14 protein-coding genes are annotated in these 14,681 nt (G+C 71.4%); 6 read left to right on the forward strand and 8 right to left on the reverse strand.

Annotated elements, in window-relative coordinates; genetic code table 11:
• Positions 1-61 precede the first annotated feature (61 nt).
• Entirely contained in the window at positions 62-847 is a 786-nt protein-coding gene (locus tag ORV05_RS28085; protein ID WP_268755003.1) for a helix-turn-helix domain-containing protein, read from the reverse strand.
• A gap of 118 nt (positions 848-965) precedes the next feature.
• Here ORV05_RS28085 and ORV05_RS28090 point away from each other — a divergent pair, with 118 nt between their 5' ends.
• Entirely contained in the window at positions 966-1,322 is a 357-nt protein-coding gene (locus ORV05_RS28090; protein ID WP_268755004.1) for a VOC family protein, read from the forward strand.
• Positions 1,323-1,328: 6 nt separating this feature from the next.
• A complete protein-coding gene (locus tag ORV05_RS28095; protein WP_268755005.1) occupies positions 1,329-1,877 on the forward strand; it encodes a methylated-DNA--[protein]-cysteine S-methyltransferase in 549 nt (182 codons plus the stop codon).
• Positions 1,878-1,885: 8 nt separating this feature from the next.
• Here ORV05_RS28095 and ORV05_RS28100 read toward each other — a convergent pair whose 3' ends face one another.
• Positions 1,886-2,497, reverse strand: a complete 612-nt coding sequence (locus ORV05_RS28100) for a DinB family protein (RefSeq protein WP_268755006.1) — start codon at positions 2,495-2,497, stop codon at positions 1,886-1,888.
• A 195-nt stretch (positions 2,498-2,692) separates the two neighbouring features.
• Between ORV05_RS28100 and ORV05_RS28105 the strand changes: the two genes are divergently transcribed.
• Genes ORV05_RS28105 through ORV05_RS28120 form a run of 4 tightly spaced genes read left to right on the forward strand, consistent with a single transcriptional unit; the run spans position 2,693 to position 6,795 of the window.
• Positions 2,693-3,985 (forward strand): MurT ligase domain-containing protein, encoded by a 1,293-nt coding sequence (locus ORV05_RS28105; protein WP_326938094.1) that lies wholly within the window; start codon positions 2,693-2,695, stop codon positions 3,983-3,985.
• The gene (locus tag ORV05_RS28110) at positions 3,982-4,707 is read left to right on the forward strand and encodes a type 1 glutamine amidotransferase (RefSeq protein WP_268755007.1); all 726 of its coding nucleotides are present in this window, start codon (positions 3,982-3,984) and stop codon (positions 4,705-4,707) included. Before ORV05_RS28105 ends, ORV05_RS28110 begins: the two co-directional genes overlap by 4 nt.
• A gap of 28 nt (positions 4,708-4,735) precedes the next feature.
• A complete protein-coding gene (locus tag ORV05_RS28115; protein WP_268755008.1) occupies positions 4,736-6,127 on the forward strand; it encodes a sensor histidine kinase in 1,392 nt (463 codons plus the stop codon).
• Positions 6,127-6,795, forward strand: a complete 669-nt coding sequence (locus tag ORV05_RS28120) for a response regulator transcription factor (RefSeq protein ID WP_268755009.1) — start codon at positions 6,127-6,129, stop codon at positions 6,793-6,795. Before ORV05_RS28115 ends, ORV05_RS28120 begins: the two co-directional genes overlap by 1 nt.
• Here ORV05_RS28120 and ORV05_RS28125 read toward each other — a convergent pair.
• The 6 genes from ORV05_RS28125 to lysX all read right to left on the reverse strand — a co-directional run bounded on the left by ORV05_RS28125 (position 6,777) and on the right by lysX (position 14,607).
• The gene (locus ORV05_RS28125) at positions 6,777-8,033 is read right to left on the reverse strand and encodes a sensor histidine kinase (RefSeq protein WP_268755010.1); all 1,257 of its coding nucleotides are present in this window, start codon (positions 8,031-8,033) and stop codon (positions 6,777-6,779) included. The two genes, ORV05_RS28120 and ORV05_RS28125, sit on opposite strands and share 19 nt — an antisense overlap.
• A complete protein-coding gene (locus tag ORV05_RS28130) occupies positions 8,030-8,680 on the reverse strand; it encodes a response regulator transcription factor (protein ID WP_268759924.1) in 651 nt (216 codons plus the stop codon). Before ORV05_RS28130 ends, ORV05_RS28125 begins: the two co-directional genes overlap by 4 nt.
• A 20-nt stretch (positions 8,681-8,700) precedes the next feature.
• Complete coding sequence (locus tag ORV05_RS28135; RefSeq protein WP_268755011.1) at positions 8,701-9,390, reverse strand: FAD:protein FMN transferase; 690 nt, start codon at positions 9,388-9,390, stop codon at positions 8,701-8,703.
• Between the two features lie 4 nt (positions 9,391-9,394).
• Positions 9,395-9,868 carry an FMN-binding protein gene (locus tag ORV05_RS28140; protein WP_268755012.1) on the reverse strand — a complete coding sequence of 158 codons (474 nt, stop codon included), beginning with the start codon at positions 9,866-9,868 and terminating at the stop codon, positions 9,395-9,397.
• Between the two features lie 10 nt (positions 9,869-9,878).
• Positions 9,879-11,201, reverse strand: coding sequence for a ferredoxin reductase family protein (locus tag ORV05_RS28145; protein WP_268755013.1), 1,323 nt, complete (start codon positions 11,199-11,201; stop codon positions 9,879-9,881).
• A gap of 112 nt (positions 11,202-11,313) precedes the next feature.
• The gene (lysX, locus tag ORV05_RS28150) at positions 11,314-14,607 is read right to left on the reverse strand and encodes a bifunctional lysylphosphatidylglycerol synthetase/lysine--tRNA ligase LysX (protein ID WP_268755014.1); all 3,294 of its coding nucleotides are present in this window, start codon (positions 14,605-14,607) and stop codon (positions 11,314-11,316) included.
• Between the last annotated feature and the right edge of the window lie 74 nt (positions 14,608-14,681).

The raw sequence follows: 14,681 nt of genomic DNA on the forward strand, positions 1-14,681 counted from the left end.
GTCCGAAGCAAGGGATGTTTACTACGGCACAGCCGAACTGGAGTAAACATCCCTTGCTCCGTCAGGAACAGGCGTGGGCGAGCAGGTGTCGCAGGGCGGCTGGGGTGTGCCCGACGTGCTCACGCACCGTCCTGGTCAGGTGCGCCTGGTCGGCGAAGCCGAGGTCGGCGGCCAGCGCGGCGAGGTTCGGTTCGCCGGCTTCCAGCCGGTCCAGCGCACGCCCGACACGGACCCGGTTGCGGTAGCGGGTCAGCGACGTGCCGAGGTGCCGCGAGAACGCACGGCTGAGCCGATACGGCGACACCGACAGCAGGGTCGAAAGCGGCAGCAGTCCGGCCGAGGCCGGATGGTCCTCGAGGATCGCCTCCCGCGCCCGGGACACCAGTACCCGGTCCGCCGCGCGCATCTCGACGGTGCGGCGGAGCGCGATTCCCAGCAGGGTGACCAGGGTTTCGGCCAGCGCGAAATCGGTGTCCCCGGTACCGGCGGCGGCGAGGAACCGCCGGTGCGCGAACTCGAGCGCGGCGTCGACGTAGAGCTCGGGGCGGTGGTCCTCCCCGGCCACGGACCACCACAACCGGCCGCTGTAGCTGACCGCGGTGCACACGTCCCCGCCCGCCGGATGCGCGAAATGCTCCTCGTCTCCGGGCAGGCTGACATAACCGACCGTCGTGTCGACGTCGGTCACCACACCCGCGGCGCGCCGGCGGAACCGGCCGCTGCGCACCAGGACCAGGCCGTATTCCGTGCGGTGTTCCACCGCCGACCAACCCCGGTGATCATCCCGGCAGAACACGGTGCGCACGGCGAAATCCGGCCGGGCGGCCAACTCGACAGCGCTGCGCATAACCGCAAGCTACGTCCGGGGTACGACAAAAACCCGGCGGCAAGAATCTTCAAGACCCGCGGTGCCGTCTCCGGGCACGCTGCATTGGCAGCAATTCCCAGCGAATCAGGAGTACCCGATGAGCGTCACCCTCTCCACCATCGTGATCGACTGCGCCAACCCGGCCGGACTGGCCGAGTTCTACCGGACCGCCACCGGCTGGAAGATCACCTCCGCCGACGAGGACAGCGCCTACCTCGGCGACGGCGGGCCGGTCCAGCTCGGCTTCCAGCGGGTGCCCGGATACCGCTCCCCCGGCTGGCCGGAGGACGCCAAGCACTTCCACCTCGACTTCACCGTCTCGGATCCGGCGGCCGCCGAGCGGGAACTGCTCGCGCTCGGGGCCGCCAAACCGGAGTTCCAGCCGGGCGGCGCCGACTGGACGGTGCTCACCGACCCCGAGGGGCACCCGTTCTGCCTGGTGCCCGAGAATTGAGCGATCATGACGGCTCAAGGGTTCGCGGTGTTCGCCACCGCGATCGGGCACTGCGGGATCGCCTGGAACGACCGCGGTGTGGTCAGCGTGCGGCTCCCCGAAGGCGGCGCCGCCAGAACCCGCGCCCGGCTCCGTGCGCGGTTCCCGGGCGCCGCCGAAGCCAGTGCCGCACAACCACCACCGGCCCCCATTCGCCAGGGCATCGACGACATCGTGGCCCTGCTCCGCGGGGAACCCCGCGACCTGGCCGACCTCCCCGTCGACCTCGAAGGCGTGCCGGAGTTCCACCTCAGGGTCTACGAACTGGCCCGCACGATCCCACCGGGCAGCACCCTCACCTACGGGGAGGTGGCCACCCGGCTGGGCCTGCCCGGTTCGGCACAGGCCGTCGGGCAGGCGCTGGGCCGCAACCCCGTGCCCATCGTGGTGCCCTGCCACCGCGTGCTCGCCGCAGGCGGCAAGATGGGCGGCTTCTCCGCCCCCGGGGGCGTGGACACCAAGCGCCGCATGCTGCTCATCGAGGGCGCGCCGGAAGTCGAGCCGACCCTGTTCTAGAGGGTGCTTCACAGCGGCGAGGCCGGTTGCCCCACACGGTCAGCGGGGCGCCAGGGCTTCAGCCAGGGTGACTCCGGCCAGCCCTCGGCAGCGGCCAAAAGCGGGAACGCGGTGGCCCCGTCAAGATGCTCACGCACGATGTCGGCGTGTCCCGCATGGCGTGCGGTTTCCTCGATCAGGTGGAACAGGACCCACCGGACCGACCAGGCGTCCACATCCCGCGGGAACCACCCGACGCCGGGCGGCACCGGAACCGGCCGGCCGAGATCCTCGATCCCGGCCACCGTCTCCTCGGTCTCCCTGGCGACCTCGTCGTACCGGGCCAGCAACTCCTCCAGCGTCTCGTCCGGGCCCATGCGGAAATTCTCCCGGAAGGCCGCGGACCGCTCCTCCGCCGAGCCGGGTGGTCGCCGTTGCCGGACCGTGTCCATCCAGCCCCGCTCGGTGAAGGCCACGTGTTTGACCAGACCGCCCACGCTCAGTGCGCTCCGGCTCGGCGCCGAGCGCGCCTGCTCGTCGGTCAGCCCGTGGGCGGCGGTGCGCAGCACCAGCCGCTGCTGGGCGAGAAAGGCCAGCAGGCCGTCGCGCTCGTCGGCGATGGGACGCACGTAACCGGGCATGTCGCTTCCTTCTTTCGGGGATGAATGACCGCCACAGCGGTGTGAACATCGTCGCACCGGGTACCGACAGATTTACGATTCACGCAGGTCGGGGCCGCCCCTGCAGCGCGTTTCTCAGGGTCCTCACAGCGTTCAGCGCGCACGGTGTCGGCGACCAGTCCCGACCCCCGGTACGTGAAGGAGTGCGCTGCGGACATGGTGAACCACCAGGAGATGAGCCTGGGGTCCCCGGCCGGGCCCGGTCATACCCTCGCTGTGGCGAGCGCGCGGGGGTTGCCCCTCCGCACGCGGACGGCGATCGCGGCGGGCAGGCTCGCCGCCGCGGCCTCGCGGCTGAGCAAGCTCGGCAACGGTGGCGTGATCGGCGGCCGTGCGGCATTGATGCTGGACCCGGACGCGTTGCGACGGCTCGGCCAGGGCCGCAAGGTCGTACTGGTGACCGGGACCAACGGCAAGACCACCACCTCGCTGATGATCAGCAGGCTGCTGGAGACCCTCGGTCCGGTGGCCGCGAACGGCGACGGCGCGAACATGCCCGACGGCGTGCTTTCGGCGCTGGCGAAGCGGCCTGACGCCCCGTACGCCGTCCTCGAGGTCGACGAAACCTACGTTCCGTGGGTCGCCGAGCGGATCCAGCCCGCCTGTCTGGTGCTGCTCAACCTCAGCCGGGACCAGCTCGACCGCGTGGGCGAGGTGCGGGCCACCGAGCGCGAGCTGCGGGCCGCGATCACGCGCCTGCCGGACACGACCGTGATCGCCAACTGCGACGACACGCTGGTCACCTCCGCCGCGCTCGGCGCGAGCCGGGCGGTGTGGGTCAGCGCGGGCCAGGAGTGGCGTGACGACTCCGCCTCGTGCGCCCGCTGTGGCCAGGCCATCCGGCACGAGGGGTCGCACTGGAGCTGCGTGTGCGGGTTCTCGCGGCCCGAGCCCGCCTGGTCGCTGGTGGACAAGAACCTCGTGGCGGCCGACGGCAGCACGATCCCGCTGGAACTGCAGCTGCCTGGCCGGGCGAACGCAGCCAACGCGGCCATCGCCCTGGCCACGGCCGCCGAGCTGGGCGTTCCCCCGGAGCTCGCGGCCGACCGGTTGCGTTCGATCACCAACGTGGCCGGGCGGTACCGGCGGGTGAACGTGGACGGGCACGCGGTGCGGCTGCTGCTGGCGAAGAACCCGGCGGGCTGGAACGAGACGCTGCCGATGCTGGATCAGGGTGTTCCCGTGGTCATCGCGGTGAACAGCCAGGAGGCCGACGGCCGGGACACCTCCTGGCTGTGGGACGTGCCCTTCGAGCGGCTGCGCGGGCGATGCGTGGTGGCGTCCGGCGAGCGGGCCACCGACGTGGCCGTGCGCCTGACCTATGCCGAGGTCCCGCACATCACGCTGAAGGACCCGCTCGACGCGGTGCAGGGCATCGAGTCCAGCGAGGTCGACCTGGTGGCCAACTACACCGCCTTCCGGGATGTCAACGCGAGGTTGAGAGCATGAGCGGCGACTCCGAGGTCCGGCTGGGCCTGGTGCTCCCCGACGTGCTGGGCACCTACAGCGACTCCGGCAACGCGACCGTGCTGAGCAAGCGGCTCGAATGGCGCGGCGTGCCGGCCACGATCGTCCCGATCAGGCTCGGCGAACCCGTGCCCTCCTCGCTCGACCTGTACCTCCTCGGTGGCGGCGAAGACGAGGCGCAGGCGCTCGCCGCCGCGCACCTGCGTGCCCACCGGGGCTTGCAGGAGGCCGCCGCGCGCGGCGCTGTCGTGGTCGGGGTTTGCGCGGGATTCCAGGTGCTCGGTACCTCCTTCGTCACCTCGGGGGGCGTCGAGCACGAGGGGCTCGGCCTGCTCGACGCGACCACCCGGCCGGGCGAGCGGCGCGCGGTGGGCGAGGTGGTGGCCCGGGTCGATTCGCTCCTCGGCGACGAACCGCTGACCGGTTTCGAGAACCACCAGGGCAACACCACCCTCGGCCCGGGCAGCGCACCGCTGGGCGAGGTGGTCCGCGGGGTGGGCAACGGCGACGGCTCCGAAGGCGCCCGCACCGGGCACATTCTGGCCACCTACCTGCACGGACCCGTGCTGGCGCGCAACCCCGGACTGGCGGATCTGCTGCTGGAATGGGTGCTCGGTGAGCCCCCGAAACCCCTGGCGCTGGCCGAGGTGAGCGCGCTCCGCCGGGAGCGTCTGAGCGGCGTGAGGTTCGGGCATCGCCGGTGACCTCGTCGCCGGTCCTTACCCTGCACTGGTGACGATTCGCCTTCCTCGCTCCGGTGTGCGCGCCCGCACCACCCTGATCGCGGTCGTCGTGCTGACGCTGGCACTGGCGCTGGCCAATGTCATGGTGATCGTCCTGCTCAGCTGGTCGCTGGACAAGGCGACCACGCAGGACGCCCGCAGTGCGGGGCGGCAGGTCGCGAACGAGCTGGCCAAGCAGGGCACGCGCGATCTCACGCCCTCCGACGTCGCCAGCTCCGGCGACGCCGCCTCGATGATCCAGGTGCTCGACGCGAACGGCGTGCCCGTGGCCAGCGACCCGGCGATCGTCGGCTATCCCGCGCTGACCCCGGCGCGCCCCGTGCCCGGTCAGGACGTGGTCGAGACGACGACGATCAGGGTCAACGGCAGCAAGCAGGACTACCGGCTGGTGGTCAGGGGCGTCAACGGCCCTGGCGGGCCGTACACGGTGATCTCGGCGCGTTCCCTGGCCCCGGTGACCGAGGCATCCACCCGGCTGACGCTGCTGCTGGGTCTCGCGGCCGTCCCCATGCTGGCCATCTCGGCGTTCGCCGGCTACCGCGCGGTCGGCTCGGCGCTCAAGCCGGTGGAGCAGATGCGGCGCACGGTGGCCGAGATCTCGACCCGCGACCTGAGCCTGCGGGTGGGGCTGCCGCCGGGCAACGACGAGGTGCACCGCCTTGCCACCACGCTGAACAGCATGCTCGACCGGTTGGCCTCCACGCAGGAGGCGCAGCGCCGGTTCGTCGCGGACGCCAGTCACGAGCTGCGCTCGCCGTTGAATACCATCACCACGGCACTGGAGGTGTCCGAGCACCACCCGGAGACGATGAGCACCGGCGAACTGCTCGGCGTGGTGTCCCAGGAGACGGCGAGGCTGCGGGAGCTGGTCGACGACCTGCTGCTGCTGGCGCGGACCGACGACGCGACCGACAACCCGGTCCGCACCGAAGTGGATCTGGACGATCTCGCCCACGCCGAGGCCGAACGGGCCAGAGCCGGGGTGAAACTGCGGGTGGAGATCCGCACCGAGCCGGCGAAGGTGCGCGGGAACGCCGCTCAGCTGCGGCGCGCGATCCGGAACCTGGTGGACAACGCCCGCGAGCACACCCACGGGCAGATCCGGGTGTGCACGTACACGATGGACGGCATGGCGGTGGTCGAGGTGAGTGACGACGGGCCCGGGGTGCCCCCGGCGGACCAGGAAAGGATCTTCGAACGGTTCGTGCGGCGGGACGATTCGCGGCAGCGCCGGGTGGGCGGCTCCACCGGGCTGGGCCTGGCCATCGTGGCCGGCATAGCGGCCCGTCACGGCGGGCGGGCGCGCTACGTGAACGTGGCCGACGAGGAATACCCCGGTGCGCACTTCCGCATCGAGCTGCCGCTCGAGGTCGCCGCCTGATGCGTGTCCTGGTCGTCGAGGACGAGACAGCCTTCGCCGAAACCCTGCGCAAGGGCCTGCGCGCCGAAGGGTTCACGGTGGACGTCGTGCACACCGGCACCGACGGGTTGTGGCGGGCCACCGAACACACCTACGACGTGATCGTGCTGGACCTCATGCTGCCCGGAATGTCGGGCTACGAGGTGGTGAAGAACCTTCGCGCGGCGGAGAACTGGACCCCGGTGCTGATCCTGACCGCGAAGGACGGCGAGTACGACGAAGCGGACGCCTTCGACCTCGGTGCCGACGACTATCTGACGAAGCCGTTCTCCTACGTGGTTCTCGTCGCCCGCCTGCGGGCGCTGCTGCGGCGCGGCGCGCCGGAACGGCCCGCCGTGCTCACCGTCGGCGATCTGCGGGTCGACCCCGCCGCCCGTACTGTCCACCGAGGACAGGCGAAGATCGAGCTGACCGCGCGGGAGTTCGGCCTGCTCGAGTTCCTGGTGCGGCGGCGCGGGGAGGCACTGAGCAAGCACGAGATCCTCAGGCACGTGTGGGACGCGCACTACGACGGCGACGAGAACGTGGTCGAGGTCTACGTCGGCTATCTGCGCCGCAAGATCGACGTGCCGTTCGGCACGCACACCATCGAAACCCTCAGAGGGGTCGGCTACCGGCTGTCCGCCTGAGGGGCGCCGCCGGAAACCTGGCCGTTGCGCAGCAGCGGGAGCGACAGCGACAACGTCGCACCCCCGCTGTCCGGATTACGCGCGGCGACCGAGCCGCCATGCCGCGCGACGATCTCGCTGACCAGGGACAGGCCGAGCCCGTAGCGGCGCCGCTCCCCCGGCGCCGCGTCCGAGGAGGCCTTGGCGAAGCGGGTGAACAGGTTGGGCAGCACGGCGGCGTCGATGCCGGGCCCGTCGTCCGCGACGTCCACGCGGACCTGCCTTCCGGACACTCCGAGTGCGACCCGGAGGCGGCTGTGGGCGTGCCGGATGCCGTTGTCCAGCAAGGCGTTCACCGCCCGCCGCAGGGCCGCCTCGTAGCCGGAGACCCACACCGCTGCGGGCTCGTCCAGCACCACCAGCTCGATTCCGTGTTCCGTCGCAGCCGGGGTGGCGGCGTCCACCGCCTGGCGCACGAGGGCGCCGAGCTCCACCGGCTGCCGGGGCACGTTTTCGCGGGGATCCGCGGCCAGCAGGAGGTCTTCGAGGATGGCGCCCAGCTCGCCGGCGTCTTCCACCAGGCCGTTCACGTCGGCCTCGGCGGGCTGGCCGCGCAGCCGTCTGCGCAGCATCTGCGCGCGGGTGCTCAGCAGCGTCAAGGGCGTGCGCAGCTCGTGACTGGCGTCGGCGACGAACCGGCGTTGCAGGGCCAGCGCCCCGACCAGGGGCAGGACCGCCCGGCGGGCCATCCAGGCCCCGGTGAGCACGGCCAGCAGCAGTCCCGCCACACCGGAGACCAGCAGCGCCTTCACCAGCCTGCTGCGCTCGATGTGGGCGGGCCGCAGGTCCAGGATCGCCTGGATCACCTTGTCCCCGGCGCGTTCGGTGCGGACCCGGTACTCGCGCTCGTGGTCGACCCTGAAGTCCTCGGTCGTGGCGATCCCGTCGGCCCGCACCCGCTGGATGGCGGCGACGTCCGGCAGGCCGGGCGGCAGGCCCGAGGTGGCCTGTATCTGCCCCTGGGCCAGCACCACCAGCCAGGTCCCCGCCGGCGGGTCGGACACGTCGTCGGCCCGCGCGATCGCGGTCGTGAGCGTCGCGTTCTGTTCGTCGTGCTGGCTGCGCAGCACCACCAGCACCGCCACCGCGCACAGCAGTACCACGGTGGCCCCGACCACGAGGGCCGACTGCAGGCCGATCCGCAACATGGTGCGCCGGATCAGCCGCGCGTCGGCCGAATCGTCACGCCGCCACCTCATCGGTCGCGCCCGAGCTGGTAGCCCCGCCCCCGCACGGTGTCCACCACCTTGCGGCCGAGTTTGCGGCGCAGGTAATGCACGTAGGTGTCCACCACCACCTCGCTCTCGGCCTCGCCGAACACGAGCCCGAGCAGTTGCGCCCGGGAGAACACGTGCCCGGGCCGGGCGGCGAGGGTGGCGAGGAGGTCGCATTCCCGTTCCGACAGCCGCACCGCGCCGGTACCGGGCCGGATCACGCAGCGGCTGTCCAGTTCGAGCCTGCCCGACGGCACGGGGAGCGAACGGGCGGCGTCGAGATGGCGGCGGCGCAGCGCCCGCAGCCGGGCCAGCAGCTCGTCGACGTCGAACGGCTTGCCGAGATAGTCCTCGGCGCCCGCGTCGAGCCCGGCCACCCGGTCGGCGGGGTTGCTCAGTGCGGACAGCACCAGTGTCGGGGTGACCACACCGCGCAGCCGCAGGCGGGCGAGCAGGTCGAGCCCGTCGATCGCGGGCAGCCCGCGGTCCAGCAGCAGCACGTCGTACTCACGGGTGAGCCCGAGGTGCAGGCCGCGCTGGCCGTCGGCGGCCGTTTCGACGTGGTAGCCCTCCTCGGTCAGCAGGACCTCCAGCATCGCGAGCAGTTGCGGGTCGTCCTCGACCACCAGCAGCCTCGGAGCGACGGGTACGTTCACGGGGTCATTCTCGTCAGCCCGGCGGAGCGCCGCACGCGACGTCCGGCGTCTACCGCGAACACCAGGCAACCGGGCTGGGCATCGGCCCAGGCGACGCCCTCGGCGCCCATCGCGAACGCGGCCGTGGACACGGCGTCGGCGGTGGTCAGATCGCCGGCGATCACGGTGAGGCTCAGCAGGTCCCGCACCGGCTCGCCGGTGCGGCCGTCGAGGATGTGTTCGCCGCGTTCGTACGTGCCGGAGGTGGCCACCGCCTGGTCGCGGACGGTGAACACGGCACACACTTCGTGTGCCCGGTCCGGGTGCTGGATGCCGACCGACCACGCCCGCCCGGCCGCCACCACGTCCCCGCCCGCGTTGAGCAGGAACTCACCGACGCCCTCGGCGCGGAGCCGGTCGGCGGCCCGCTGCACGGCCCAGCCCTTGACCACTCCGCACGGGTCGAACGGCCTGCCGGGCAACCGGGCGCGGAAGGCCCCGCCGCTGCGTTGTTCGTATTCGTCGCACAGGGCGCGGATTTCCGCCATGTCCGGGCTGTCCGCCCCGAGGCTGACCTCGCTGTCCTCGCGGAAGGGACTGAACCGGCGGTCGACCTCCCGCAGCCAGCCGAAGACCAGTTCGGCGGCCTCGGCGTGCGGCACCTCCACCGAGATCGGCATGCCCATGATCTGGGCGACCCGCCGCATCGGCTCAGTTGCCCCTCTGGTCGATCGCCGACTGCAGCGACTGGGCGTACGCCTCGCTGGTCGCGGTCGCCCCGGACACGGTGTCGATGTGCGCGCTCTGCGCCTGCAGCGCCTCCTCGCGCAGGGTGGGTTCGGCGCTGTTCGCGATGCGCTGGCTGTGCCGGTCGTCGGGCTCGGTGGTGATCCTGATGTCGGTGATCTTGTTGCCGGTGAAGGTGACCTGCACCTGGTACGGACCGTATTCGGTGTCCACAGTGGACCCATTGACGACCTTGCGGCCCCCGCCGCCCGAACCGCTCGGGGGAGCGGACTTCGGGGCGCTGGAGGAGGTCGGCGAAGACGGCGAAGACGAGGGCGCTTCCGTCGCCGGTGTCGAGTTGCCGCTCAACGCCGAAGCCGGCGAGGAGGCCGGGTGATAGCGCAGCAGCGGAACAAGCCCGGCGATGGTGAGCAGGACGACGATGACAACTCGGCGCACAGTTTCTCCCTTAGGCTGCGAAGGCGAAGCGCTCGCTGTGACACTGGGATTCCGGGACACGAAGCTCGTGAAGCGTTTGCAGCACGGCCTCGGTCATGCCCGGTGGGCCGCAGACGTAGACGTCGCGGCGCCGCACGTCCCGCACCATCGCCGCGAGGTGCCCGGGGCCCATCATCGGCCCGTACCGGCCGACCGCGGTGGACGGGCCGACCACGACGTGCAACCGCGCCCCGCACCAGCGGGCGAGTGAGTCCAGTTCGTGAGCGAGCACCGCGTCGCGGGGCGTGCTCGCCCGGTAGATCACCGCGATGTCGTCCCCCGCGTAGGCGAACTCCTCCAGCAGCGCCCGGATCGGCGTCACGCCGACACCGCCCGCGATGAGCAGGACGTGCTTGCGGGTCCTGCGATCCGCCGTGAAGGCGCCGTACGGTCCCTCGGCCAGCACCCGGGTACCGGGCCGGATCCGTTGCAGCCACGCGCTGCCGTCCCCGAGCGCCTTGACCGTGATCCTCAGGTGGTTACCGTCCGGCATCGCCGACAGCGAGTACGGATGCGCCTCCCACCACCGGTTCCCGAAACGCCACAGGAAGAACTGCCCGGCCCGCGCGGGCAACCGGTCGAGATCGCGGCCGCCGATCCAGATCGTGACCACGTCGTCGCTCTCCCGCACCACGGACTCGACGCGAAGCCGGTGCCGGAAGTTGCGCCACAGCGGCAGGCCGGCCCGGCTGACAAACACCAGCCCCAGTGCCACCCCGTACAACGACCACCAGTAGAACCGCCCGATCGGCGCCTGGGTGAAGTCCTGCCCGATGCTCACCTGGTGCAGGAAGCCCAGCACGACCGCGAGATAGGCGTAGAGGTGCACGAAATGCCACGACTCGTACCGCATCCGGCGACGAGCGCGACGAGCCGAGGTGACCCCGACCGCGATCAGCAGGAGCGTGGCGACCGTGGCCTTGAGCACGTCCTCGGTGTCGAAGACCAGCGTGCCGAGTTCGGACACCACCCCGCTGCCGTCCTGGCCCGCGTAGCCGAGAGTGATGAACACGACGTGCGCGATCACCAGCCACAGCACCCAGAACCCGCTCCAGCGGTGCCAGGCGGTGAGCCGGTCCATGCCGAGGCGGGTCTCGAGCCACGGCAGCCGCGAGATCAGCACCAGTTGCAGCACCAGCGCGAGCGCCCCGTAGAGCCCGGTGAGCCTGCCCAGCGCGGTGAGCAGCGCCCCGGGCGCGCCGAGGTTCTCGAAGCCGTGTCCCAGGACGAACAGATCGGTAGCCCACGCCGCATTCAGCGCCAGCAGGGCGAACAGCCAGTGGACCGCTTTCACGCCATGAGTCTCTGCCGTTTTTCTGGGTGAAACCTTGGAGTACACCCACAGCGGGCACGGAAAACGGCAGGCCGCGGGAAACCCGGCAAAACCCCGCGGCCGGGACCACCGCTCAGGCGCGGGGCCGGGCGAACGGGAAGAGGACGGTCTGCCGGATCGACGCTCCGGTGAGCATCATCAGCAGCCGGTCGATACCCAGGCCCAGACCTCCCGTGGGGGGCATGCCGTGTTCGAGTGCCAGCAGGAAGTCCTCGTCCAGTTCCATCGCCTCGACGTCCCCGCTGGCGGCCCGCAGAGACTGCGCCTCCAGCCTGCGGCGCTGCTCGAGCGGATCGGTGAGCTCGCTGTAGGCGGTGCCGATCTCCGCGCCGAACGCGATAAGGTCCCAGCGCTCGGCCAGCCTCGGGTCACGCCGGTGCTGACGGGTCAGCGGCGACACCTCGGTGGGGTAGTCGGTGTAGAAGGTCGGCTGGACGGTCCTGGGTTCCACCAGGTGCTCGAACGCCTTCAGCACGAGGTCACCGTGCGAGGCGTCCTCCGCGGCCTGGACACCGGCGCCCCGGCACAGCTCGCGCAGCCGTTCCACCGGGCTGCCCGGCTCGACCCGCTCACCCAGCGCCTCGGACACCGCGTCGTGCACCGTGACGACCGGCCACTCCCCCGAGATGTCGACCTCGCCGACGTCGGGGCGCCGCACCACCAGCGCACCATGCGCCGCCATCGCGGCCTGCTGCACCAGTTCCCGGGTCAGCGTGCGCATGGTGCCGTAGTCCGCGTAGGCCTGGTACGCCTCGAGCATGGTGAACTCGGGGTTGTGCGTGGCGTCCACACCTTCGTTGCGGAAGTTCCGGTTGAGTTCGAACACCCGCTCGACCCCGGCGACGCACAGCCGTTTGAGGTACAGCTCCGGCGCGATCCGCAGGTACATCCGCATGTCGTAGGCGTTGATGTGGGTGATGAACGGGCGTGCGTTCGCCCCGCCGTGCACGGTCTGCAGCATCGGGGTCTCGACCTCGAGGAACTCCCTCGCGTGCAATCGTTCCCGGACCGTCCGCACCACCTTGCTGCGCAGCTTCAGCATGCCCGCCGCGTCGGGGTTGACCATCAGGTCGAGGTACCGCTGCCGCACCCGCGTCTCCGGGTCAGCCAGCCCCTTCCGCTTGTCCGGCAGGGGATGCAGGCACTTCGCGGTCACCGTCCACTGGTCCACCCGCACCGACAGCTCACCGCGCTTCGACGTGACCACCTCGCCGCGCACGCCGACGTGGTCGCCCAGGTCCACGCCGTCGCGCCACAGGTCGAGCTGATCCTCCAGCAGCATCAGCTGGAGCTCGCCGCTGAAGTCGCGCACGCGCGCGAAGCACAACCCGCCGAGATCGCGGATCGCCACCACCCGCCCGGTGACCCGCACCTCGTGCCCGGTGTGGCTGTCCGGGCCCAGCGTGCCGAACTTGCGGGTGATTTCGGCGAGCGCGGTGTCCCGCTCGAAGCCGACCGGGTACGGGTCGATTCCCGCGTCCCGCAGGCGATCCAGCTTCGCGATGCGGACCCGGACCTGTTCCGGGCGCCGGAGCGGCCGGGGTTCCACCCGCTGCGCGGCGGCGTCGATCTCCTTGACGCGGTCGAGGAACCCGTCGCTCACGATGCCGGTGGAGAGGGCGCGCCGCCGCGAGCGCAGGCTCGCCGGGAGGAAGCCTTCGAGCGCACCCGCGACCAGACCGATGCGGGGCAGGCGGCGGGCCGAGGTGTAGCACAGGAACCGCGGTTCCCAGTCCGGGCCGTACTTGGCGTTGGACCGGTACAGCGATTCGAGCTGGAAGAAGCGCGACGCGAGCCCCAGCACGGCGCGCCAGGCACGCAGCACGGGGCCCGCCCCGATCCGCTCACCTTCGGCGAACACCGCGCGGAACATGGCGAAGTTGAGCGAAATCCGCTGCGCGCCGAACTCGCCGGCGTGCTCGACCAGCTTCGCGACCATGTACTCATTCAGCCCGTTCTCGGCGTCGCGGTCGCGGCGCATGAGGTCCAGGGACAGGCCACGCCGCCCCCACGGCACGAACGAGAGCAGCCCGCGAAGGACACCGGCGGCGTCGTAGGCCTCCACCATGACGCACCGACCGTCACTGGGATCGCCGAGGCGGGACAGGGCCATCGAGAAGCCGCGCTCGGTCTCGGCGCCGCGCCACTGCTGGGCCCTCGCCAGCAGTTCGTCCATTTCGGAGGGTGAGATATCGGCGTGCCGCCGGACCCGCGCGGTGTAGCCCGCCCGCTCGATGCGGCTCACCGCCTGGCGCACGGACTTCCGCTCCGGGCCGGTCAGGCTGAATTCGCGGATGTCGAGGATCGCCTCGTCCCCCAGTTCGAGCGCCTTGAGCCCGGCGCGCGCGTACACCTTCGCGCCCCGCTCGCTGGCCCCGAGCACCCCGGCGGCCCAGCCGTAGGTGTGCGCCTCGGCCAGCCAGGACGCGACGGCCTGGGGCCACGCCTCCGGATCGCCGATGGGATCCGCGCTGGCCACGCTCGTGCCACCGAGCACGCGGTAGGTGACGGCGGCACGCCCGTTCGGCGCGAACACGACGCTCTTGTCGCGGCGGGTGGCGAAGTAGCCGAGGGAGTCGTCCTCGCCGAACTTCGCCAGGAGTGACCGCAGCCTCAGCTCTTCCTCGTCGGTGCGGTGCCGCTGGCTGCGCACCCCGCGGAAGAACGTGTACAGCGTGGCCACCGCCACCGCGGTGGCCCCGAGGTCGAGCAGCAGATCCAGCCACGGCGGGCCCTCCCGCACGCCGAGCCGCCGCAGCTGGAGCAACTCGCCGGTGGCGTGGTTGGCCGTCCACAGGAAACGGTCCCCGGCGCCGGTCAGCGTGCCGGGGAAGAACTCGGCCAGCGCCCACCCGCCGAGGATGACCGCGGAGATGCCCACCGCACCGACCAGCAGCGCACGCTTCCACGCACCGGGGGCGAGCCGCGCGGGGAACGCGGGCCGCAGCGCGACCAGGAACGCGATCAGCGCGATCGACACCGCCTCGGCGACGGTGAAGCCGATCAGCGGCACCGGCAGGAACCGGGGCCGTCGTTCCGGGGCGAGCAGTTGTGGCGCCCACAGCAGCGTCGCCTGGTAACCGACGGTCATGAACAGGCCGCCGACCTGGAACAGGATCAGCGTGTCCAGCGCCGCGCGCTTGCGCCGCCGCAGCGCCGCCCCCAGCACGAACAGCACCAGCGCGATCAGGATGTTCGAATCGACCGGAATGTTGACCAGGTTGAACAGCGCCACGATCCGGCGGACGGCCGTGTGCCCTCCGTCCCAGATCAGCAGCAGCACCGACATCAGGGCACCCAGCTGCACCACGGTGGCGACGACGCCGCCCGCCTTGCGCCGCCAGCGCGGCACCTCCACCTCAGGCATCGTCACCACCCCGTGTGAAGCTCATCGCAGGTGCTTGGGCCGTCTCCCGCCACGATGTCACGCTGATTACTCCA

It is taken from the genome of Amycolatopsis cynarae (genome assembly GCF_026802195.1).
In the GTDB taxonomy this organism is placed as follows: domain Bacteria; phylum Actinomycetota; class Actinomycetes; order Mycobacteriales; family Pseudonocardiaceae; genus Amycolatopsis_E; species Amycolatopsis_E rhizosphaerae.